This window comes from Desulfofalx alkaliphila DSM 12257, from assembly GCF_000711975.1.
GTDB lineage: Bacteria > Bacillota > Desulfotomaculia > Desulfotomaculales > Desulfohalotomaculaceae > Desulfofalx > Desulfofalx alkaliphila.
In genome coordinates this window covers 23,413-44,543 of record NZ_JONT01000012.1, presented here as the reverse complement: position 1 = coordinate 44,543, position 21,131 = coordinate 23,413, and the positions used below count along the sequence as shown (strand labels likewise).

The 21,131-nt window shown below is 44.7% G+C and carries 27 protein-coding genes; 10 read left to right on the top strand and 17 right to left on the bottom strand.

The window, feature by feature from the left end:
• Positions 1-170 precede the first annotated feature (170 nt).
• A complete protein-coding gene (locus BR02_RS0107905; protein ID WP_051688217.1) occupies positions 171-866 on the top strand; it encodes an MtnX-like HAD-IB family phosphatase in 696 nt (231 codons plus the stop codon).
• A 69-nt stretch (positions 867-935) separates the two neighbouring features.
• Positions 936-1,403 (top strand): glycoside hydrolase family 73 protein, encoded by a 468-nt coding sequence (locus tag BR02_RS0107900; protein ID WP_051688216.1) that lies wholly within the window; start codon positions 936-938, stop codon positions 1,401-1,403.
• 51 nt (positions 1,404-1,454) lie between these two features.
• Here the strand turns inward: BR02_RS0107900 and BR02_RS14800 are convergent, their stop codons facing one another.
• From BR02_RS14800 to BR02_RS0107860, 7 genes are all read right to left on the bottom strand, one after another.
• The gene (locus tag BR02_RS14800; protein WP_051688215.1) at positions 1,455-3,314 is read right to left on the bottom strand and encodes a patatin-like phospholipase family protein; all 1,860 of its coding nucleotides are present in this window, start codon (positions 3,312-3,314) and stop codon (positions 1,455-1,457) included.
• A gap of 128 nt (positions 3,315-3,442) precedes the next feature.
• On the bottom strand, positions 3,443-3,796 hold the full coding sequence (locus BR02_RS0107890) for a NifB/NifX family molybdenum-iron cluster-binding protein (RefSeq protein WP_031515914.1): 354 nt from the start codon (positions 3,794-3,796) through the stop codon (positions 3,443-3,445).
• 12 nt (positions 3,797-3,808) lie between these two features.
• A complete protein-coding gene (locus BR02_RS0107885) occupies positions 3,809-4,675 on the bottom strand; it encodes a nucleotide-binding protein (RefSeq protein WP_031515912.1) in 867 nt (288 codons plus the stop codon).
• Positions 4,653-5,516, bottom strand: a complete 864-nt coding sequence (locus BR02_RS0107880; protein ID WP_031515910.1) for a nucleotide-binding protein — start codon at positions 5,514-5,516, stop codon at positions 4,653-4,655. The genes BR02_RS0107885 and BR02_RS0107880 overlap by 23 nt, the downstream gene beginning before the upstream one ends.
• 23 nt (positions 5,517-5,539) lie before the next feature.
• Complete coding sequence (locus BR02_RS0107875) at positions 5,540-5,902, bottom strand: NifB/NifX family molybdenum-iron cluster-binding protein (RefSeq protein ID WP_031515908.1); 363 nt, start codon at positions 5,900-5,902, stop codon at positions 5,540-5,542.
• Between the two features lie 317 nt (positions 5,903-6,219).
• The gene (locus BR02_RS0107865) at positions 6,220-7,221 is read right to left on the bottom strand and encodes a hypothetical protein (RefSeq protein ID WP_051688214.1); all 1,002 of its coding nucleotides are present in this window, start codon (positions 7,219-7,221) and stop codon (positions 6,220-6,222) included.
• Positions 7,222-7,327: 106 nt separating this feature from the next.
• Complete coding sequence (locus tag BR02_RS0107860; RefSeq protein ID WP_051688213.1) at positions 7,328-7,960, bottom strand: metallophosphoesterase; 633 nt, start codon at positions 7,958-7,960, stop codon at positions 7,328-7,330.
• Positions 7,961-8,131: 171 nt separating this feature from the next.
• Here BR02_RS0107860 and BR02_RS0107855 point away from each other — a divergent pair, with 171 nt between their 5' ends.
• A complete protein-coding gene (locus BR02_RS0107855; RefSeq protein WP_031515902.1) occupies positions 8,132-8,413 on the top strand; it encodes a transcriptional regulator in 282 nt (93 codons plus the stop codon).
• A 59-nt stretch (positions 8,414-8,472) separates the two neighbouring features.
• Here BR02_RS0107855 and BR02_RS0107850 read toward each other — a convergent pair whose 3' ends face one another.
• The gene (locus tag BR02_RS0107850; protein ID WP_031515900.1) at positions 8,473-8,997 is read right to left on the bottom strand and encodes a protease complex subunit PrcB family protein; all 525 of its coding nucleotides are present in this window, start codon (positions 8,995-8,997) and stop codon (positions 8,473-8,475) included.
• A 163-nt stretch (positions 8,998-9,160) separates the two neighbouring features.
• On the opposite strand from BR02_RS0107850, the gene BR02_RS0107845 reads away from it, so the two are divergent.
• Positions 9,161-9,925, top strand: a complete 765-nt coding sequence (locus tag BR02_RS0107845) for a hypothetical protein (RefSeq protein WP_031515898.1) — start codon at positions 9,161-9,163, stop codon at positions 9,923-9,925.
• A 73-nt stretch (positions 9,926-9,998) separates the two neighbouring features.
• Here BR02_RS0107845 and BR02_RS0107840 read toward each other — a convergent pair whose 3' ends face one another.
• Together BR02_RS0107840 and BR02_RS0107835 are read right to left on the bottom strand one after the other, a co-directional pair.
• On the bottom strand, positions 9,999-10,325 hold the full coding sequence (locus BR02_RS0107840; protein ID WP_051688212.1) for a YlbF/YmcA family competence regulator: 327 nt from the start codon (positions 10,323-10,325) through the stop codon (positions 9,999-10,001).
• Positions 10,326-10,399: 74 nt separating this feature from the next.
• Positions 10,400-11,128: a YkgJ family cysteine cluster protein gene (locus tag BR02_RS0107835; protein WP_031515895.1), complete on the bottom strand. Its 729-nt coding sequence runs from the start codon at positions 11,126-11,128 to the stop codon at positions 10,400-10,402.
• A 173-nt stretch (positions 11,129-11,301) separates the two neighbouring features.
• Here BR02_RS0107835 and BR02_RS0107830 point away from each other — a divergent pair, with 173 nt between their 5' ends.
• Complete coding sequence (locus tag BR02_RS0107830) at positions 11,302-11,637, top strand: DVU0772 family protein (RefSeq protein WP_051688211.1); 336 nt, start codon at positions 11,302-11,304, stop codon at positions 11,635-11,637.
• Positions 11,638-11,655: 18 nt separating this feature from the next.
• On the opposite strand, the gene BR02_RS0107825 is transcribed toward BR02_RS0107830, so the two are convergent.
• The 3 genes from BR02_RS0107825 to BR02_RS0107815 form a co-directional block, all read right to left on the bottom strand.
• Positions 11,656-11,979 (bottom strand): hypothetical protein, encoded by a 324-nt coding sequence (locus BR02_RS0107825; protein WP_031515891.1) that lies wholly within the window; start codon positions 11,977-11,979, stop codon positions 11,656-11,658.
• Positions 11,980-12,062: 83 nt separating this feature from the next.
• Positions 12,063-12,635 carry a stage II sporulation protein R gene (spoIIR, locus tag BR02_RS0107820; RefSeq protein ID WP_031515889.1) on the bottom strand — a complete coding sequence of 191 codons (573 nt, stop codon included), beginning with the start codon at positions 12,633-12,635 and terminating at the stop codon, positions 12,063-12,065.
• Positions 12,636-12,715: 80 nt separating this feature from the next.
• The gene (locus tag BR02_RS0107815) at positions 12,716-13,015 is read right to left on the bottom strand and encodes a hypothetical protein (protein WP_031515887.1); all 300 of its coding nucleotides are present in this window, start codon (positions 13,013-13,015) and stop codon (positions 12,716-12,718) included.
• Positions 13,016-13,534: 519 nt separating this feature from the next.
• On the opposite strand from BR02_RS0107815, the gene BR02_RS0107805 reads away from it, so the two are divergent.
• From BR02_RS0107805 to BR02_RS0107785, 5 genes are all read left to right on the top strand, one after another.
• A complete protein-coding gene (locus BR02_RS0107805; protein WP_031515883.1) occupies positions 13,535-13,771 on the top strand; it encodes a hypothetical protein in 237 nt (78 codons plus the stop codon).
• 33 nt (positions 13,772-13,804) lie between these two features.
• Positions 13,805-14,965 (top strand): THUMP domain-containing class I SAM-dependent RNA methyltransferase, encoded by a 1,161-nt coding sequence (locus BR02_RS0107800; RefSeq protein ID WP_031515882.1) that lies wholly within the window; start codon positions 13,805-13,807, stop codon positions 14,963-14,965.
• Positions 14,966-15,004: 39 nt separating this feature from the next.
• On the top strand, positions 15,005-15,511 hold the full coding sequence (locus BR02_RS0107795) for a flavin reductase family protein (protein WP_031515879.1): 507 nt from the start codon (positions 15,005-15,007) through the stop codon (positions 15,509-15,511).
• 127 nt (positions 15,512-15,638) lie between these two features.
• Entirely contained in the window at positions 15,639-16,637 is a 999-nt protein-coding gene (locus tag BR02_RS14795) for a M23 family metallopeptidase (RefSeq protein ID WP_051688210.1), read from the top strand.
• A gap of 26 nt (positions 16,638-16,663) precedes the next feature.
• The gene (locus BR02_RS0107785; protein ID WP_031515875.1) at positions 16,664-17,092 is read left to right on the top strand and encodes a bactofilin family protein; all 429 of its coding nucleotides are present in this window, start codon (positions 16,664-16,666) and stop codon (positions 17,090-17,092) included.
• Positions 17,093-17,137: 45 nt separating this feature from the next.
• On the opposite strand, the gene BR02_RS0107780 is transcribed toward BR02_RS0107785, so the two are convergent.
• From BR02_RS0107780 to BR02_RS14790, 4 genes are all read right to left on the bottom strand, one after another.
• On the bottom strand, positions 17,138-18,559 hold the full coding sequence (locus BR02_RS0107780) for an RtcB family protein (protein ID WP_031515873.1): 1,422 nt from the start codon (positions 18,557-18,559) through the stop codon (positions 17,138-17,140).
• A gap of 106 nt (positions 18,560-18,665) precedes the next feature.
• Positions 18,666-18,995, bottom strand: a complete 330-nt coding sequence (locus BR02_RS0107775) for an ArsR/SmtB family transcription factor (RefSeq protein ID WP_031515871.1) — start codon at positions 18,993-18,995, stop codon at positions 18,666-18,668.
• 127 nt (positions 18,996-19,122) lie between these two features.
• Positions 19,123-20,352 carry an NAD(P)/FAD-dependent oxidoreductase gene (locus tag BR02_RS0107770; protein WP_031515869.1) on the bottom strand — a complete coding sequence of 410 codons (1,230 nt, stop codon included), beginning with the start codon at positions 20,350-20,352 and terminating at the stop codon, positions 19,123-19,125.
• A gap of 162 nt (positions 20,353-20,514) precedes the next feature.
• Positions 20,515-21,066 (bottom strand): DedA family protein, encoded by a 552-nt coding sequence (locus tag BR02_RS14790; RefSeq protein WP_169738588.1) that lies wholly within the window; start codon positions 21,064-21,066, stop codon positions 20,515-20,517.
• Between the last annotated feature and the right edge of the window lie 65 nt (positions 21,067-21,131).

The window sequence follows — 21,131 nt, the reverse complement described above, 5'->3', positions numbered from 1 at the left end:
ATATATTATAGGTTTATATATTCCGATAAGTTATTAGTATTCTACAGAATAAGCAAATGTTCCTTCAGGTGTCAGAGGTATTTTTGTACTATTTTTATAATTTGCCTGTCCAAAATACTGACACACCTATTTGCTTGTGCAATACGGCAGGGTTGTAAGTTAGTATAACCATGGGTTATGATATTGACTGCCAGATTATTTTAAATAAAGAAGGGGAAGTAATGAGCAGGGTGTTTTTTTTAGACTTTGACGGCACTGTAACAAAAGAAGACGTGGTGGCATCCATGGTGGTTAAGTTCAGCCGCAATGATGGCTGGAAGGAGTTAAACCGCCGCTGGCAAAGGGGGGAGCTCTCCACCAAAGATTGTGCAGAGCAAACCTTTGCCTTGTTTGACGCCACCCTTGATGACCTTTATCCCTTTCTTAACACCATCGAGCTCGACGACTATTTTGTGGATTTTGTGGCACTGTGCAAAGCAAATAATTATCCCCTATACATTATCAGTGACGGCTACCGCCTGTTGATTGATTATATACTGCAAAGGCATGGCTTAACCGACCTGCCTGTATTTGCCAATAAAATGTTGTGCGAGGCTGACCGGTTTTCTATTGAATGTACTCACTTTAATCCCCGCTGCGGCAAGTGTGGCACCTGTAAAAAAGTATTGTACAAGCGGCTTAAAAAACAAGGGCATCAAAACATTTATGTGGGGGACTCATATTCAGATATGTGTGTTTGCCATTATGCCGATGTGGTTTTTGCCAAGGATGCTTTGTTAAAGTACTGCCGGCAAAATAAGGTACCCGCCATACCCTATACCACTTTTAAAGATCTTATCGATTGGGTAAACAAGGAGAGTTTTTAGCAGCCATTGGTAACCACTTTTTATGCCGGAGCATAGTGTATAAGAGCACAATTTAAGGAAGGTGATACCTTGTTGCATCCTCATGAATTTATTAAGAAAATCGCGCCGGCAGCCCAGGAACGGTACAAAAGAACAGGCATTTATGCCAGCTGCACCATTGCCCAGGCTGCCCTGGAAAGCGGTTGGGGTAAAACGGTACCGCAGGACATGAAGACAAAAAAATACAGCTATAATTTGTTTGGTATAAAGGGCGAAGGGCCGGCCGGTTATGTTGAGTGCCCCCACGAGGAATTTATTAAAGGTAAAAAGGTAAAGCAAATGGCTAAGTTCCGTTGTTACCACAATTATGAAGAATCTATCGCTGATAACGAGAGAATATTAATGTTGGACCGCTATAAGCCCTTTCGGGAGGCAGCCACCGCCGACGAGGCGGCCCACCAATTATATAAATGCGGCTACGCCACCGATCCCCGCTATGGGCAAAAGTTAATTTCCATTATGAAACAATACCGCCTGTATGATTATGATATTGATTAACCGCCCGGCTTGTCTTAATCCGGCTATAAAATCCACTCCCTTTCTTGCCAATCATCTCTGCCAGGCGTTAATTAGTTCTTTAATTCTTGGTATTGCCTGTTCGGCCGCCTCTTGGCCGGCCTCAATGTATTGTTTTGCTTCTTTGAAATTGTAACCGCTTAAGCCCGGTTTGCTGACTTTTACCAACACATCTGCCCACTGACCCTCTGCTTCCAGCACCTGTTTTTTCATAATCATATCCATGTAGTGCAGCACGGACATGTAGATATTTTTCGGCGGCCCGCTTTCAAAGGAAAAGTCGTTAACCGATACCGCTATCACTATGTCTGCCCCCATGGATTTGCATACGCTGGCCGGAACCATGTTTGCCGGGGCACCGTCCATCAGTGTACGCCCGTAAAGCTCCACCGGTTTAAAAATCACCGGTATGGCGGTGGATGCTCTTACCGCATCTGAAACCTTGCCGTAACTAAGCACCACCTCTTCCCCGGTATAGGCATCCGTGGCCACCGCCACAAATGGAATGTTAAGCTGGCAGAATTCTTTTTTTCCAATAACCCGCTCTAGGTACTGTCCCAATTTGATGTTATCCAGTAGCGATCTTTTGGGCCACAGTGGGCTGGCTATGCGAGACCAGCTCATGTTTTCCACTATTTTTTCCAGTTTCTCCGGTTCCACCCCTGCAGCTAAACAACTGCCCACCAGCGCCCCGGCGCTGGTGCCGGCAATCATGTCGATGGGTATGTTGTGTTTATACAGCACCTTGGCCACGCCAATGTGGGCCACACCCCTCACTGCACCTGCCCCCAATGCCAACCCAATTTTGGGCCGTTCTGTGGTTCTAATGGTTTGGGCCTTAAAAACAATATCCTGCTCACTTACCACCGGTTCCCTGGACAGTATCACCGCGCGCTCCACTATTTTAGCCAGCTGCTCAACATTGCCGTCCAGATAGCTGTAGCGGCACAGTTTATTTATGGCAGCGTCGGAAAAGTAGTATACCCGCAAGTTATGCTTTAAGGCATAGTGCTTTAGGAACATGGCTGCAAGTTGTGGTATATCCTCGCTCCGTTCCCTCAAGGTCGGCATCTCTATGTAGGTTACGTTGCCAACCAACTTCTTGCGAACTAAATCCACTGCGGCATTAACCCGGCGGCAGCTTAGAATAAACCGGGGCGGCTTTTGTTTTTTAGACTGGAGTTCTACCGCCTCAGCCAATTGGTAAGCCAGGTTATATGGCAGCAGCTCCGGCCGGTGAATAATCACAGTGCCGCCCTGGGCGGCATTAACTGTTTGCAGCAGGCTGCCGTGGTCCATTGCCTCCACTTCCACTAAAGGATCTAAACCACTGCCCTGCTGAATGTGCCGGGCTAAAAATCTTTTTCCCACACCCCTCTCACCTATTATCAACAAATGATGGCCGGATTCCTTATGAAACTCTGCTCTGTCTTTTATGGCCCGCATTGCTGCACTGTTACAAATTAATTGTTCCGGGTCCAAAAGCCCGTTATTTTGTTGACTAACAGATATGGGCTGACGGCCCTGCTTGAATATATTTATTTTTTGGCAGAGGGAATTAATAATATAGCTGTTGAATTCGGGAAGCTCCGCCGTTAGTTGTATTAAGGTATCTCTGGGGGCCCGGTATAGGTCCACCTCATTGGCTGCCACCGCAGAGTAGGGGTAAGGTTCCCCCGTCAGACATTCCACTTCCCCAAAACACTGGCCCTGGGAAAGGTATTTAATATGTATTTTTTCGGCTTCTTCATTTAACATTTCCACAGTGCCGGCTTTGATGACAAAAAAATAATTGGCCGACTGGTGCTGGTTAATGATTTTTTGCCCGGGCTGAAACTGCACAGCTTCCCCCACTTCGGCCATACGCTCCTGAAGTTTTGGAAAGGTATTCATTTAGATCACCTCATAAAAAATCATTCAACAAAAGAATGATATATCCTGCGAAAGAAGCATTGATTGAAAGGAATTAAGGGACCCAATAATTGGGCCCCTTCTAAAAATAAGTATTAAATTTTAACTTCCTAGTGTCCGTGATGGCCGCCGCAGCCGCATACCACCGGCTTAGTTTGTAAAGTACCGGCGGCATATGCCTCTGCCACCTCTACCACTTCACCGGCCGCACCATTAACAACTTTTACGCCCATCTGCTGCAGCGCTTCTAACATATGCCCGCCAATGCCGCCCATAATGGCCACGTCCACACCTTCATTTTTAATTAATCCGGCTAAGCCACCATGGTTATGCTGTAAGCCTTCCGCCGAAATAATCTTTTTGTCTACCACCTTGCCTTCTTCCAATTGCAAAATTGCAAACTCTCTGGTGGTCCCAAAGTGCGGGTTAATTTTTCCCTCTTTAATAGGCATAGCAATTTTCATGTTCTCTTCCTCCTAGCTTATGTTTTTTATAATACGCTCTACCCCATGCCACAGCTTCTTTATTTGCTCTTGTACAGCACCGTCAGGCAGTTCTGTCACCGGTTTTCCTTTAATCACTGCATCATGCATAAGTTTTTCATAGGGCAGGCGTGCCAAAACCGGTACCCCTAAGTTTTGGGCAACTTCTGCAATGGCATTACTATTATCTTCACTGAGATCGGCCTTGTTGATACACACCCCAAGGCGACAATCAAAATTGCCGGCCAAGTCACATATTCTTTTTAAATCATGTATACCCGACTGGGTGGGCTCAGTGACCACCAGGGCCAGGTCAGTCCCGGCCAGGGAAGATATTACAGGGCAACCTATACCGGGCGGGCCGTCGGTGAGAATCAGCGATGCCTTTTTCTCCTCTGCCAACTCTCTGGCAGCCTTTCGCACCTGGGCCACCAGTAGGCCGGAATTGCCCTCGGCCATGCCCAGTTTAGCATGCACAAAGGGCCCATAGGCGGTTTCCGAAATATACCAGTGACCGGAAAGATGATCAACCATTTCCACCGCCCCCCGGGGACATACATGATAGCACAATTTACAGCCCTCGCAGGCCAGTGTTTTTACACTGTAATCCACAATGGCATCAAATTTACACAGCTGTGCACAGGTGCCGCACCGATCACACCTTTCACTGTTAATTACCGCCTTTTGCGAACCGATAAATTCAGCGGTCTTATGTACCTTGGGCTTTAGCATTAGGTGCAAATTTGCGGCATCCACGTCACAATCACAAATTACAGCATTTGAAACCAATGTGGCCAAGGCCGCTGTAATGCTGGTTTTACCCGTGCCCCCTTTTCCGCTAACCACTGTGACTTCTTTCAAGGAGATGCACCTCCTCTGCAATGGCCTTGTATAGATTGTTAAATGCCTGCTGCCAGTGGGCTTCTTCATCCGCCGGCAGGGCTCCACGGGCGTAACTCTTGGCGATATCAACACTAAGGGGAATCCGCATTAATACCTTGATGCCATGCCGGCTGCAAAAGCCATCAATAAGATCACTGTCGGGACCGTCCCGATTAATGACCACCCCGCAGGGAACATTAAGCTCCTTCAACATTTCTAAAGCCAGCCTTAAATCGTTCAGGCCGAAGGGGGTTGGCTCTGTCACCAGCACACAATAATCTGACCCCTCCACCGCCTCCATGGCCGGGCAAGAGCTTCCCGGTGGCCCGTCAAGGATATTAACGGCATGGTCACTGCACCGGGCTTTAACAGCCTTAATCAGCGGCGGGCTGATGTGGCTGCCCACCTTTAATCTGCCGGTTACCAAAGTAATGTTATTTAACTTGCTTTCTTCCACAACACCGATTTCCCTTGGCACCGGTTCTATACATTGATGGGGGCAAAGATGCCAACAGGCACCGCAATTATGGCATAGGTCCTCAAAGGTTACCACCGCCTTATCAAAGACCGCTATGGCATTAAAGGCACAGACCTCGGCACAGGTGCCGCAATAGAGGCACAGTTCTTCCTTCACCCCGGGAATTGAAGCATATACCTTACTTTCCTTCAGCCTATCACCCTTGATAAACAAATGGGCGTTGGGCTCTTCCACATCACAGTCCAATAGCCGAACAGGATACTCTTTAATAGAACGGACCAGGTTGGTGGCCACCAGCGTTTTGCCGGTGCCACCTTTTCCACTGGCTACAGAGATACGCATTAAAACACCCCACCTAATGATATTTACATACCGCTATGGGCACCGGCGTTTGGCGACTGCGCTATACTAAGTTTATTTTGCCTAAACAGTTCATAGGTCTCTTCAACTGTACCCCGGGCTCCGGTATACATGGTAATACCGGCCGCCTTTAAGGCACTAAAGGCCTTAGGGCCGATGAACCCGGTAACCACTGCATCAACACCCATATCCGCCAGATTTTTGGCAGTGGCAATACCCGCTCCCCCCGGGGAAAAACGAGCCTTATTCTCCACCCTTTCACTTTTGCCGTTTTCAGTATTATAAATAATGAAGTACTGGCATCGCCCTAAACGTGTACTGACCTGGCCGGTGCTTTCTTTGCCCGATGACGAAATTGCAACCTTCATTGATTAACCTCCTTTGCCAAGGCCTCCCCTGCGGCAGTTTCCATTACCTCTACCTCCGGCCCTACCGTTAAAAGCCCTTGCATTCCTACAGTGACTCCTGTGTACCATCCCACCGCACTGGGGGCACCTTATCTGCCGACCGCTTTGCCCGCTTCCATATGGAAAGGTCATTTCGTGACCGCAGTTTGAACAGATAAAAGATCTCACAACAAACACCCCCCTTGTTATGGACACTTGTTCATAACCATAATAATACTGTTTTGAAATATTGTCAATAACATAAATAAAAAAGATTCTGTTCTTCATTGAACAGAATCTCAATAACCGCTTCTATCTAAGTTCCTTTCTAGCTCAATAATTTTTTCCCTGGTTTTTGCACTAAGTTTGGCATATAGCTGTTCTCGATAATATTCACCGGATTTTCTCCGGCCAAAGGGGGTCCTTTTGGCAATGGATGCCCATTCTATTTTGCTGCGCCGGTGATACAAATCTATATCCACAAAACGTTCACCCTTATGGTCGTACTCCATGCCTAAGAGCATTATCTTTAATTCTAAGGGATCGATGATGGTAAACAGTCTAATTTGATAGGCCACCACCGAGAATAAAGCCAAGGCGTGGTCCTTGGTCCAGGTTTCCCCCAGTATTAATCCCGCCTCTAAATCTTCAAGCACCAGCTCTAATCTGCGGGCATGTATTTCATAGTTTTCATCTGCATCATAGATGTTGATGCGCACCTCATACCATTCACTTTTTTCCAGCCCATGGGTAAAGTAGCGCACTGCCTCCCTTCTCAGTTTGCGGTACATTTTAGTAATGGGCTGATTAATTAACAAACAGGGCTGTACCATTCTTTCGTTTTGCACAGCCTTTAGCAAAGAAGCATCGGTAAAGATTATAGCGGTATCATCAGCCCGGCCGGTATTGATGGCATCCTTTATTTCAAAGGCTTGGGCCTGATAATCTTCTTTAATCATATCTATAACCTTGGTACCGTTCTTAGGCAGACGCTGTACAAGCAAACCGGCACCCAATTCTGCCTTGTTTATTAAATCCGTTGTCTTTATGTTTATTAGCTTGGCAAGGATTAACGAAGAACCCATGGGGATTAGCACAGTGTGTCTTGCCTTCGTTACCCGCAGCTTGTCCACATCCCGGTCATTGATCATCACAATGGTGTCATTTTCCCCGGCAATACCTATGGCCTCGTTAAAATCTACCTCTATGCCGTCAAACTGTTCCAAAAGCAGTTTATTAAGCTGACGGGTTTGATCACTGGCTAAAAACAAAAAACGAGGACCTGTCCGCACAAAAATCATATGCACACCCCCTCTATATCAGTAAAAAGACAGACTATGGCAGCCCAGGTGAACCCCTGCTGCAGCCACGGTCACCGACACCCATAGCCCTTATAATTAAAGGAAGTCAAATAGAATTAGGAAACATATATTTACCCTCCATTTTCCGGTGATAGTTAGTACCCATGGGGTAAGGAATTACTGCCACCTTGCCGGACTGCAGTAATATTACATGGGCATTTTTAATCCCGTTCAAATATACAGCCCTTTCGTCTTTATTTATATGCTCTTTAAAATTATGACCATACAGGTTATAACTGACCCCCCTTGGCAGCAAACCCACCCTGTGGGCCACACCAATTTTGCCAAAGCCGGTGTCAATAATGTCTCCTTCCTGTAAAATTATAATGTTTTTGATGTTATCTCCAATGACCTTCACATCATCGTGGTTACCCGGCACTATATAGACCTGCTCTGCGGAGCACTGCTCCAACATGTTAATAAAGGGCACCACCTGCCGCTTATATCTATACTCACAATAGTTGTCATTTCCTAACTTAATATCGTCGGCTAAATCCCCGGTATGAATAATTATCTCCGGTTTTAAAGTGGCCAGCAAATTATTAATGGCAGGATATAAAAAAGTAGGGGTATCACTGATATGCAACACCTTAGTGTCATTGGATTTCAAAACCTCTTGGGGTACATACAGGTGGCCGATTAATTGCGAAAATATGTTTTTCAGTTTTTCAGAATTCACTGTAGTACAACCCCTCTCACCACAGATGCCAGGCTATTATTTGAACTTAATATAGACTTTTAATTATACCCTGTCAACAAATTAGCTCAAAACTAATTGAGTTATTGTTTAATTAACGAGCTTTTGGTCAATACTATATGTAAACACCATTAATTAGGAGGATTATAATTGATGACCATGACCCTTTACGATTACTTTAAAAAGGCTTCCGGCCGCTTGCCAGAAGAGGCACATCGGGTGCTAAACACACTGCTTAATGCCGGAAAAATGAACAAAGAAGATTTAAGCCTCATGTCCACCACCAAAAGGGCGGTGCTGGATCACGTACTCTTCCAGCTCTATGCACTGGGCCTGGTGGATATCAGCAGTGAAGGTAAAAGCAAAATGTGCGAAATAACCAAACTGGGAGAACAATACCTGGATATAGTAGCCGACACTGACGAGGCAATGTAAAAAGGGCGCCTTGGCGCCCTTTTTACATTATCAGTTTTATTGCCGGACATTATGGTTTTTTATGGTGCCGGTATTAAGACGCTCTTTTTACTACTACCTTCTATTATATTTAGGTTTACATTTAATTTATCATCGTGGACAAAAATTATTTCATAGGGATAGGTTATTACTTGAATGGTAAAGTCATTGGGTCCGGGGCTTTTGAACTCTGCATTTATATGGGCAGTCCCCTCCTTCAGCTCCGGTTCATCCACCAGCACCCCATAACCCCCGGTGGGCTGCTCACCCATGGCAATCATTATCACCCGGGCATCACGGTGGCGGTAAGTCCATACGCCGGGGTTTTTCTTTTGATTATCTATCCACTGCTCAAGTTCTTTATCGGGCTTTGCCTTTAGCCCAACACTCACTGCCTCACGGGCCACCGCTTCCAACTCCTCATCCGTAAACTTTTCCGGCTGAACGGTAACACTGCCTGCTTCACCGCTTGGGGCATCATTACCCTGTGCAAAACCGCCGGCGCCGCAACCCGATGCCAGCACCAGCAAAACCGCCAACAGAGCCGCCATCACCTTTTCTTTCATATGCCATTTCTCCCTAAGCTTATTTTATATATATGACGGAATATACCACAAGTGCGTTTCCAAAGCCAAAATCTTTTTATATAATGTTACTATAATTATTATAACAGCAAAACGGCAGTTACCTATACTGTCATTTATACCCATAAGCGGAGGTGCTTTATCCTTGTTTAAATCCCCTTGGGCACAGGGCATAGCATTATTTTCTGCCCTGGCGGCGGCAGCTTGGCTGGTGGCGGCACGGGCGGCATTTCCCCCAGTAATATTGTCAGCCGCTTTTTTTGTTGGGGCAGTGTTTTATTTAACCTACACCCGGAAATCAGCTTTATTACTGCCAATTGCCTTACTCAGTGCAACGACCCTGCTCACCGGATATTTATATTACATATATGCCGACAGCTATCAGTCAAGGGTGGCATTGGCGGTCATTCCCTTTGTTCTATTACTGATTGGCCAGATAATGGTACACCTATCCAAGCATAGGGTTAATAGCGGCCGGCATTTTGCCGCCGTTTTTAAGGTGATGGGTGTGGTGGCGGTGGCCTTTTCCCTTTTGGCAGCATCCTTCACCTTTTTTCACTATGGCTTTGCAGAAATACGACAGCAGGGTGTAATTGCCATGGGGCCGCTGTGGTTATTATACCTGGCTTCAGTTGTGGTGGGGGTTCAAGGAGTCGGTGTAGAAAATGAGCGGTTTTCGATAATTTTAAAAGATAATTCCAGCTGGTTATTGCTGGATGCCCTGGCTTTTTTCCTTTTGCTGCTGCCTCTTACCCAGCAAGGCTTAATGATATTAACAAATATCTTTATTTTTGTGTGGGCTGTATCTCTTATCAGACTCGGCCGCCGGGTCAAGGACAAAGTATACCTTTACACCGGCCCATTGGTAATCATGCTGGCCCTGGTTTCTCTCTTCTATAAGTTAATTTAAAATTAATTACTGTATAAATAGTTGAAGCCCCAATTTCAACAAGAGAAATTGGGGCTTTTATACTCATATTTAATTACCGGCTGGCAGCAACAATTTCTTTCATCACTGCATTTAGCAGCGATTGAAAGGCAGTTTGTGCCTCATGTAATTCTCTAATTTTATCATTTTCCAACATTGATAACTCAGCTTGCTCCACCGCTTTGATATCTTCCTCGGTCAGCGTGTTGTTTTGCCTTTTAGCATAGTTTTCCTTTTGCAGCTTTTGAAAATTCATTAACAAACCCATGGACTCTTCATCTTCCATCATGGCAGCTTGCTTTTGCTTCACTGCTTTGTACTCTTCGGTATGGGTGATCAGTTCACCTAATTCTTTAGCCTTTGCTTCTAATTTTTCCATCATAAGTATTGACCTCCCTTGCAAAATTTTGTTTTATTACTATTTTTATTGCTATGGGGTGTAAACCCATCAATAACTTAGCCAAACACCTGGTCCCTAACGGCAATGGATTTTCTTATATCCAGGTGATTTACCAGCCAATCAAAACCAAATTCCATCAACTCTAGGTCATTATCTTTTATCCTCTCGGCCACATCCTCGGGAATCTCAAACAAGTGTAAAAAACTGCTATCAAAAATAAAGCGGCGAAACTTGTCCAGGTTATAGCAGGCCATCAAAAACATTTCTCTAATATGCCTGTCTATGGCAGACAAACCTGTAAACTTAACCCGGGCGGGTATCTCATTAAAGGTTTTTTCTATTTTTTGTTCCAGGTCAACCCCTTGGTTTTCTGCCCACTCATTAACGGTCCACTGCTTATTTTCTAAAAGCCCCTGGCATTGGCTGCTGTCAAAACAAAATCCAAATTGATTTTCTCCTTTGATATCCACCGGTGCCATCCTACAGGACCAAGGCCTCGCTTGATATACGCTGCAGCCCTTATCAGTGACAAAGGGGCATCGTTTGTCATTTTCTTCCGGCATGCGGATCACCACCATGGGAAAACCGGATCCGGTATTTATTATGTATGTATATTGGTCTAAAAATTGCTGGGATGATATTTGCAGGGCCTTTTTTAACCGCAACACGTCATAGGGCGATAAAAATATACTGATGTCACGGCAGCAGCTATTAAAGCAGGCAAGCCCTTGATGGCAGGCAAAGTTAAATTTATCCTCTTTAGAAAAGTATCTATTATCGCTCATATTCCATCACCTGATTTTTTGTGTATGCTATATCGAGCACATAAATTTACTTCGACATTCATCAATTAATACCTTTAAAAACTATAAAAACGGGCAAAATATTGATAGCCGGAGGAATAATTTTCTTTTTTACCTTGATTCTACCCTTAACTATGAAAAGGTGTGTGATAACTATGTATGCAAGGGATGCCCTTCCCCACATTCAATGGACCTTTGATCTGGAAAATGAATTTAAAAATAAGCGCCAGGTGGGTATTACCTTTGTTATAGACCTGTATAAGGGAACCCCCCGTTTGGTGCTTTACCGCATTGGGCCCTACAGCAGTTACACCGTAACATTAGAAAAACAGCCCCCTAAGGATCTGCTGCTGCAGGCGGTCCGCAATCAATGCACCACCGCCTGCGGTGATATTGATGTGTCCCATGACGGCTTGTACAACATTGACGATGAAATAAAAAGCTGGATTGAAGACAATTACCTCAATAACGAACAAAATGACACCCCTTAGAAGCAGGGGTGTCACCATTTAACCGGCACTGTTTTCATCTTTGTAACTGTCCTTGTTATATAAGTCTAAAATATAATCTGTGGCCACATCGTTGCGGTGAAGTATGATGCCAAAGGCCAGGGCTGTAATTAAGTACCTTCTAATTGATTCCACCAGGTCTTCCACCGCCAAATTGTTTTCCAAGTAAGGCAGTAAAAAATGTGTTGTCAGTTGTGCTGTCATCACATGAATTAAGTTCTCCACACCGGGATAGGTGTCAATAATCTCCCTAATGGTGGGAGCATCCTTAAGCATTTCAAAAAATTCCAAGGCTGCCTTCTCATCAATCTCTTTAAAATTCACGCAATCACTCCTTTAGGTGGTAAATATTTTCAGTCTTTCCGAATTTAATAAATTTAAACCCCTAATTTACAAATTGCTAATGGCTATTTGCCATTAAGGAATTCTAAAGAGCGCAGCCGAAATTCAATGTCATCCCGTTCAAACACCTTTACACCCTTTGCCTGCCGGCCTTCGGTAAGGCTTTCTACCCCGTCCACAAAGCACAGGGGCGGAAACAAGACACACCACCAGTTTTGTCCCTTACCTTCGCCAATTATCAAGCGCACAGCCTGGTATTTGCCCTGGGGCAGCCTTATATCTCCATAGGTCCGTTCAGGAAATTGATAGTCCCCCAGCTGAACTTCTACCTTATAGTTTTTACCTGCAAGGGCAATTTGCTCCTCGGCCAATTTTTTAATTTCACTTAAATTTTCTTTTGTGACCAAGATCGCTTCTTCTTTGCTTTCTACCTTTTCAAACTTTGCCTTCATTTCCTTTATCACAATATCCCTAATGGTAAGTTTAAGCATTTGATCCTCTATGGTGTCACTATTGGGTATAACATGAAACCTTATTAAATCCCGGGCATAGTCTTGCTGTGCATTATAGTTATACACTGCCGTCATCATTGCCATTACTAAAAATATAATTAGCACTGCCTTTTTAGTATTACACATAATTAAAACACCCCAATACCACTAACTAATTAGTAATAGTATGGGGTGTTTACAGGTTTCTTATACATCCTATGTAAAGTTTATAAGGTTTTTAAGTAGCCGATGTTTATTAAAAATGATGCCAGGTTGCCTATCAAAGACAAAATGAGGAACATATAAAACAATTTGACAACCCTGGCCAGTGCAGGAGCTCGCTCTTCCGTGACAAAGGTTCTTATGGCCAAGCTACCAATAAAGTATATTAAGGCCGGCATTATCACAATTCCTACGGCAGGGCCCATATCTGCATACCAAATGCCTATTTGGGCCAGCCCACTACCCAAAGCCTTTAAAACCACCATGATAGTAAATTGTTTCTTTACCCACTCCAGTTGACTCAAAACCCTTAACCTCCTTACCAAAAGACCGTATTAATTAATCATATCTGATTGCCCCGGATAAAAACAAGTTATTTTAAAAAATTTACCCACTATTTTGCCAAAGGGACTTTAGGTTGCAATTTACCACCCCTTGGTATAAAATTTTAGAAAAACTTGGTTTATACCCAAAGGGTAGAAACCTTAGTTTTTCTTATACTATCTTCCTTAAATTCTTTTTAAAGTCAAAAGATAGTGTTAGAAAAACTTGGTTTATACCCAAAGGGTAGAAACCTTAGTTTTTCTTATACTATCTTCCTTAAATTCTTTTTTAAAATCAAAAAGATAGTGTTAGAAAAACTTGGTTTATACCCAAAGGGTAGAAACCTTAGTTTTTCTTATACTATCCTCCTTAAATTCTTTTTTAAAATCAAAAAGATAGTGTTAGAAAAACTTGGTTTATACCCAAGGGGTAGAAAGATAGTGTTGGGAAAACTTGCTTTAGATCTTTTTAAATAATGGAGAAAGGGTTGGTGTATTACTATGGGTGATCAAGGGTTTGAACTAAACATTACGGAAGAAACAGGTCAAAAGATAGAGCAGATAGCTAAGAAAAACAATCAAACTGAAGAAGAAGTTTGTGAATACATCTTAAAAGAGTTCCTGCAAAATCAGCTTCACGTTATAGAAAAAAGGGCCAAAGAGGTAAACGAGCCCGTGGAGAAACTTGTAAACATGCAGTTCGAAAGACTTGTAGATTATTTACATAGCCAAAAGTAACTATAATATTAACTGCAAAATGGAGAAAACAATATGGCAAAACTGGAACTAATAGCCACGGCAGCCTTTGGACTAGAAGCAGTGGTAGCACATGAACTAAAACAGCTGGGATACAACAACACTAAAGTAGAAAACGGCAGGGTAACCTTTGTTGCCAATGAGCAGGCCATTTGCCACACCAACCTGTGGCTTCGCAGTGCAGAGCGGGTCTTGCTAAAGGTGGGTGAATTTAAAGCCACCACCTTTGAAGAGCTTTTTCAACAAACAAAGGCACTGCCCTGGACTGAATTACTCCCCGTTGATGCCAACTTCCCGGTGGAAGGCAAATCAATTAAATCAAAACTCTTTAGTGTTTCTGACTGTCAAGCCATAGTTAAAAAGGCCATTGTGGAAAAAATGAAAGAGGTTTACGGCCTGGAATGGTTTACTGAAACGGGTCCAAAGTTCACTGTTGAGGTGGCCCTGTTAAAAGACGTGGTCACACTGACCATAGATACCAGCGGTGCAGGCTTGCACAAAAGAGGGTACCGGAAGTTGACCGGTAAGGCACCCATAAAAGAAACACTGGCTGCGGCCATGGTTATGCTCAGCTATTGGAATGCTGACAGAATTCTGCTGGATCCCCTCTGTGGCACCGGCACCATCCCCATTGAGGCAGCTTTAATCGGGCAAAACATCGCACCGGGCTTAACCCGAAATTTTGCCGCTGAAGAATGGCCTTGGATACCCAAAAAAATTTGGCAAGAACAAAGACGTGCTGCCCACAAGGAGGCACGTTATGATTTGCCCCTAAAAATTATTGGTTCTGATATCGACAAAGAAGCCCTTAGTATGGCCCGCTATCATGCCGGGGAAGCCGGAGTGGATGAATTTGTTTCTTTCCAGCCCATGGATGTAGCTAATCTTAGCACCAAAAAGAAATACGGCTGCATTATCTGCAACCCCCCCTATGGTGAAAGATTAAAGGAACGCCCTGAGGTGGAATTGTTATATCAGCAAATGGGTAAGGCTTTCCTGCCCTTGGATACATGGTCCTATTACATTATTACGTCAAACACTGACTTTGAAAAGCATTTTGGAAAAAAGGCAGACAAAAAGCGAAAAGTCTATAACGGTAGAATACGCTGCGATTATTACCAGTATTTTGGCCCTCGGCCGCCCAAAAGAAATGAAAGCCCGGAACAAGATAAATAAACAATAGGTGATACCTATGGCAAAGGAGCTGTTTACAACATGAGAAAAGATGTGCCTTACAATGAATATGCCAAAGAAGTACTTGAACAACTGCCAAAGGGTGCTTTTCTTACTGTAAAGGATGGGGACCGGTTAAATACCATGACCATTGGCTGGGGCACAATTGGTTTTATCTGGCGCAAGCCAATTTTGATGGTGCTGGTAAGGTATTCCAGGCACACCTATAAAATGCTGGAGAATGCCAAAGAGTTTACCGTCAGTATTCCCATCAATAAAGACCTTAAGAAAGAGCTGGCCCTGTGCGGCACAAAATCCGGCAGGGATACAGACAAGTTCAGTGCCTGCAACTTTACCCCGGAGCCTGCCAAGGTGGTCAACACTCCAATAATCGGTGAATGTGATTTGCACTATGAGTGCAAGGTGGTTTACCAGCAGGCCATGGAGCCTGCACTGATAAGCGAAAAGATCGATAAGGATTGTTACCCCAAGGGCGACTTCCACGTAATTTATTACGGAGAAATAGTAGCCAGCTACATTAAGGAATAACTATGGGCGGACAAAAGTCCTGTTATTAAACGGGACTTTATTCTTTTTAAGCCTTTGCGGGCAGGATTTTGTCATAAGGTGTATAAGATATAAGACTTAATTAAGGTCAATTAAGAGGTTGGTTGATTTGTTAAAAGAGAAGCTGAAGAACATTTACTTGAAACTTACTAATTCATTTACCATTATGTATGTTCCCCATTCAAAAGAATCCACATATAGCAGACGCATCCCTTACCTGCTGCCGGTCATTTCACTGCTATTTATGGCCGGCATGGTAATAGCCCTTGTTGGCTTTTATTTTCAATACACTGCCATGAAGGCCAACATGGCCGAACTAAAAACATTGCAGGCAGAAGACACCACGCGCCAAAAACAGCTGGATGAATTAAAGGCCCAAGCCCAGGAACTGGAACAAAAGATGCTGGAGATAAGGCTTTTGGAAAAAGACGTGCGGGAGATATTGGACAGAGGGGAAGCAGTAAGCAGGTCAGGCTTAAATGTAAGCAGGGATATTGCGCAATTAAACCCGGAAGACCGGTCAGATAATACAAACAATGGCGATGACAAAGGAGTCCTTTCTTTCCTGGCATTTAAGTCATCACCTAAGGCCGAAGATTGGCACACCTCTTACACAAGGGTTAAAGGCAGCACCGAGCAACTGCTGGCACAAACCGATGAGATTAACCAAATTTTAGTGTCCTTAAAGGAGGATGTGTCAGAGAGAAATGCCTATTATGCCGCCAAGCCACAAGGGTTACCTGCTGAAGGCAGCATAAGTTCAGGCTATGGTTACCGCAAATCACCTTTTAACGGGCGTTCTGTTTTCCACCCCGGCATAGACATCGCAGCATCCCACGGCACCCCTGTGGTAGCCACCGGCCAAGGTGTGGTCACCTTTGCGGAGTATCGCAGCGGTTATGGCAGAACGGTAATTATCGATCACCCCTATGGGTTTAGAACCTTGTATGCCCACAATTCCAGGCTTAATGTATCGGTGGGAGACCATGTTGCCAGGGGTGATGTTATTGCTTATGTGGGAAGCACCGGAGCTTCCACCGGTCCCCACCTTCATTACGAGGTACACTTGAACGGCCAGCATGTAGATCCCGCTGATTACATACGTTAAAATCTTTAAGAACAGGAGCGATTATTATGTTTGGAAAAAAGCAACAGCCCATGGGCGAAAAGGTTGATACAATTATCGGCAAGGGAACCCATTTTATCGGCAGTTTAAATGTGAAGGGGAGCGTACGGATAGACGGGAAGGTTGAAGGCGAAATGGTGATAAGCGGTGATACCGTCATTGGCAAGGACGGTTCTTTACACGGTAACATCAAAGGAGCCAATGCCACCATCGCCGGTGAATTACATGGAAATATTACCTTGGAAGGAAAATTGGAAATCAGCAACACCGGTAAAGTTTATGGGGACATCGAGGTTTCATCACTGGTAGTAAACGAAGGGGCCGTCTTTAAAGGCAATAGCATCATGCACAGCGGCACCGATAATTCCAATAACATAGAACATTCGAAAACCAGAGAAAGAAAACGGAAGGAGCTTAAAGCCAGTCAGGCTTCATAGGCTAAAGCCATGCCCGCGGGCATGGCTTTTTAGCTGCCATGATATTTAATCCTTTCCTTTAATCACTGCCAACGGGCGTAACCGGGCCACCTTGGCGGTGATGCCGATATCAGCCAGGGTATCCACCACCACATCGATGTCCTTGTAGGCATCGGGGGCCTCATCCAGCAGTTCTTTGTAATTCCTGCTGTTGTACAGCACCCTGCCCATGCTGGTATCAAACTGCTCCTTGGTGATCCCCTTCACCGCAGCTGTGCGGGACATGGTGCGGCCTGCCCCGTGGTTGGCAGAATAATAAGTTGCGGCCGCCTTTTCCGTACCCACCAATACATAGGAAGCTGTACCCATGCTGCCGGGAACCAACACCGGATGGCCGGTTTGTTCATATGCCCTGGGGTTCTGTGGATGACCGGGCGGCAGTGCCCTGGTGGCCCCTTTACGGTGTACCAACACCCGTTGACCCCGATGCTTTTCCCACTTAGCAATGTTGTGGGCCACGTCATACACCAGCCTTAACCCCATATCACCGGCAGCACCTTGAAACACATCTTCAAAGGCCCGGCGAATATCGTAGGTAATCAATTGGCGATTGGCAAAGGCATAATTTACCGCACAGGCCATGGCTGCATAATAGTTTTTACCTTCTTTGGAATCCGCCGGTGCACAGGCAAGTCCCCGATCGGGAATTATAATGCCGTGCTTTTTAGCCGCCGCTAACAATCCTTTACTGTAATCGTTACATATTTGATGACCGAATCCACGGCTGCCGGTATGGACCATTACCGCCAACATGCCCTGCTGCAAACCAAATTTATCTGCAACCTCCGGCCGGTATATTTCTTCCACAAGCTGCAGTTCAATAAAATGATTGCCCCCACCCAAGGTGCCCAACTGTCCTTCGCCGCGCTTATATGCGGTTGCACTGACAGCAGCCAAATCGGCCCCCGGCAAGCTACCTTCCTCTTCAGTGTTTTTTAAGTCATCGGGCCAACCATAGCCCCCATCAACAATGGCCTTGGCACCTTCATGGGCCACCTGCTCAAAAAATTTTCCGCTGATGGTGCGGTGCTTACCCTTTTTTCCCACCCCTGTGGGCACATATTCTTCAATTTTTTCAATTAGCTTGCGCAGTGTGGGTATAGAAAGTTCCCGGGCTTCAATATTGGTTGACAGCAGCCTCACCCCACAGTTAATGTCCATACCCACCGCTCCGGCAGAAATAACCCCCTTGGAAGTGGTGGCCATTACACCGCCAATGGGTAGACCAAAGCCTTCATGAATGTCCGGCATCCCACAGACCGGATCAACCACACCCGGCAGGCAGGCAGCGTTGGCCAACTGCTGCAAAGACTTGTCCCTTTTAACCAGTTTTAAAAGGTCTTTAGAAAGATACACCACACCGTCAACAAGCATATCCCCCGTCCGCCTTAAGCGGTATTTGTTAAGACTCTCCCTCTCCAAATCCATTTATTTAAACCCCCTTCGAAAGATAGGTATTAATTGGCCTTATCAAAACCGTAAGTGTAAAGGCCCAGTCACCGGCCCAGCCGAGGTGTAAAAAAAGCAGGCGCCCCTACCTGCTTTTTTTATATTTATTTATTGTGTGGGCCCTTTCCTCTGCCTGCATAACAAGTATTTTATCCGCGATATTTAAAATATCTATCACCTCATTATGCTTGATACAATAATAAACCCGCAGGCCTTCCTTCCTCCTCTTTAAAATATCTTGCTTTTTTAATATGGCAAGGTGCTGCGAGGCATTGGCCTGCTCCACCTCCAGTTTCTCAAAAATATCGCAAACACAAAGCTCACCATGCTTTAATAATTCCAATATCCGCACCCTGGTGGGATGAGCAAGGGCCTTTAAGAGATCTGCCTTCATTTGTGCAATCTTTTCAGACAAAGTATCACCACCCACTATATGCTAATATGATTATATAACAAAACACCACAAAATACCATAATATATGGCTTTTAGGGACTATGCACTGTGCCTGCACAAAAAAAGCGCCTGTTATTTATACAGACGCTCACGATTTTTTATAGGCGCTTTGCCAACAATTATGCCTATTAACCTTTTCCTTTTCTTGCACACAAAACATTTTAAGCCCACCGATAAAATACTTGTATTTAATAGGCACCGCCTTCTTAAGCCAGGAGGCAATTCTGCCGGTGAAGGAGATTTTTTCTGACTCACCCAGGCCACGGCCTTTACCAACAGAAATAAGCAGTAATATGTTGCCCGGCCTGAATTCCAGCAGGGGTTTGCCAAGAATATCCCGGTATATATTTTGGGCCACCAGGGTGCCGTGCTGCAGGGCCGCCTGGGCGGTGGGTATCATCGGTCGACCGGTTTTGGGATTAATCACCAAGGCACTGTCACCCACAGCGTATATCATTTTATCTTCAACATACTGCAGGTAGCGGTTGGTCATTAATCTGCCGCGGCCCTCGGTTTTAAGGCCTGACTTAGCCAGCACTTCGCTGCCGCTGACCCCCCCTGCCCAAACAAACACTGAATAGTTTATTTCCCGCCCTGAAGATAAATAAATGGTATCGGGAGTAACCTCTTTAACAAAATCACCGGTAATAACCTCTACACCCTGCTGCTGCAACGCATCTTTGGCATAGTCGGCAACCTTACCGGACATACCCGGAAGCAGCTGTTTACTGCCTTCTATCATAATGATGCGGATATGGGCGGGATTGATGTTATACTTTTCACTTACCGTCCCAAGCCAATGGGCCAATTCGCCGGCATATTCCACTCCGGTAAGCCCACCGCCCCCAATGACAAAGGTGGGGTTTTTCTGTTTTTCCTTTAAAACATGCTCCACCCGCCGCTGTATTCTTACCGCGTTTTGCAAAGAGTTAATGCTTATACTGTTTTCTTCCAGGCCAGGTATGTTATAATATTCCGTCCTGCTTCCCAAGGCAGCTACCAAGTAGTCAAATTGTATCTTTTCGCCATTTATCAATTTTACAAGCTTGTTATTGCTGTCTATTTCACTAACACAACCCTGTATAAAGTTAACTTTATGCTCTTCAATCAGCCCACTGTAAGGTGCCACCATGGCAGTGCAATCGGCTGTTCCGGCAGCCTGTTGATAAAGTTGAGTCATATAGGTATGGTAGTCATTTTTATCAACCAAGACAATTTGATAATCATCATTTTCAGTCATCAAATAAGACAATCTTTGGGCTACCCTAAGCCCACCGTAACCTGCCCCTAAAATGACAATGTTACGCTTTTTAACCACAGTTTTTCCCCCTATTCATTATCGCAAGCAAGATTTGAGTTTGTTAATTAATGCACTTATTGTTTTTTAAAATCTCTGTTTACTTACTATGTACCATTATCTCATAATGTCCGGCAATTTTTCTGTCGTCTGGCTGACAAGGGTCGAAAAAACTGCGGTCTTTTATGAAAGGAAACCCCATATATCACCTAAAAAATAGGTGGGTATATAAATAAACGATATCCATATGAGAGAAGCAGCTTTAGAGGCAATTACAAATTTTGTCCAGGGCATGGCGCTTACGCCCAGTATCACCGGAGTAACCAACCGTACACCGGGTATGAAGTAACTAATGATAATTGCCATTGTGCCATATTTATCTATTAAGCGATAACTGCGCTCGATATTTTCTTTCATTTTCGGTGAAGGATCAGCAAAAATACTATGGCGAAAAAATCTGCTGATAAAAAAACCAATTATATAGGCTACAAAGGTGGCGCATGTTAAAATAATATAGGTTGACAAAGGGCTTATGGCTCCGCTCGCAGCCACCAGCGCCATCAATATAACTATTACCTCCCGATTGACCGGTGCAAATATCAACCCGGCCACCAGGGTAAAAAACACCGTCCAAAGGCTGGCGCCTTCAACCAGCATCAACAGGCTGTCAATGCTATCAAAAACCCCGGTCATATTATTGCTTTCACCCCTTGTATCGGCAGCAGAATACCCCACTATTATATCTTAACATAAAAGACCCTTGCATACACTGCCATTTCAGGTCCGGGTCGCCCGTTGGC

Excerpts from the sequence above, each read along its gene's own strand:
- BR02_RS0107905 (WP_051688217.1), top strand. The coding sequence starts at position 171 with ATGGGTTATGATATTGACTGCCAGATTATTTTAAATAAAGAAGGGGAA.
- BR02_RS14800 (WP_051688215.1), bottom strand. The coding sequence starts at position 3,314 with ATGAATACCTTTCCAAAACTTCAGGAGCGTATGGCCGAAGTGGGGGAA.
- BR02_RS0107890 (WP_031515914.1), bottom strand. The coding sequence starts at position 3,796 with ATGAAAATTGCTATGCCTATTAAAGAGGGAAAAATTAACCCGCACTTT.
- BR02_RS0107880 (WP_031515910.1), bottom strand. The coding sequence starts at position 5,516 with ATGCGTATCTCTGTAGCCAGTGGAAAAGGTGGCACCGGCAAAACGCTG.
- BR02_RS0107875 (WP_031515908.1), bottom strand. The coding sequence starts at position 5,902 with ATGAAGGTTGCAATTTCGTCATCGGGCAAAGAAAGCACCGGCCAGGTC.
- BR02_RS0107865 (WP_051688214.1), bottom strand. The coding sequence starts at position 7,221 with ATGATTTTTGTGCGGACAGGTCCTCGTTTTTTGTTTTTAGCCAGTGAT.
- BR02_RS0107855 (WP_031515902.1), top strand. The coding sequence starts at position 8,132 with ATGACCATGACCCTTTACGATTACTTTAAAAAGGCTTCCGGCCGCTTG.
- BR02_RS0107850 (WP_031515900.1), bottom strand. The coding sequence starts at position 8,997 with ATGAAAGAAAAGGTGATGGCGGCTCTGTTGGCGGTTTTGCTGGTGCTG.
- BR02_RS0107840 (WP_051688212.1), bottom strand. The coding sequence starts at position 10,325 with ATGATGGAAAAATTAGAAGCAAAGGCTAAAGAATTAGGTGAACTGATC.
- BR02_RS0107835 (WP_031515895.1), bottom strand. The coding sequence starts at position 11,128 with ATGAGCGATAATAGATACTTTTCTAAAGAGGATAAATTTAACTTTGCC.
- BR02_RS0107830 (WP_051688211.1), top strand. The coding sequence starts at position 11,302 with ATGTATGCAAGGGATGCCCTTCCCCACATTCAATGGACCTTTGATCTG.
- spoIIR (WP_031515889.1), bottom strand. The coding sequence starts at position 12,635 with ATGTGTAATACTAAAAAGGCAGTGCTAATTATATTTTTAGTAATGGCA.
- BR02_RS0107805 (WP_031515883.1), top strand. The coding sequence starts at position 13,535 with ATGGGTGATCAAGGGTTTGAACTAAACATTACGGAAGAAACAGGTCAA.
- BR02_RS0107800 (WP_031515882.1), top strand. The coding sequence starts at position 13,805 with ATGGCAAAACTGGAACTAATAGCCACGGCAGCCTTTGGACTAGAAGCA.
- BR02_RS0107795 (WP_031515879.1), top strand. The coding sequence starts at position 15,005 with ATGAGAAAAGATGTGCCTTACAATGAATATGCCAAAGAAGTACTTGAA.
- BR02_RS0107785 (WP_031515875.1), top strand. The coding sequence starts at position 16,664 with ATGTTTGGAAAAAAGCAACAGCCCATGGGCGAAAAGGTTGATACAATT.
- BR02_RS0107780 (WP_031515873.1), bottom strand. The coding sequence starts at position 18,559 with ATGGATTTGGAGAGGGAGAGTCTTAACAAATACCGCTTAAGGCGGACG.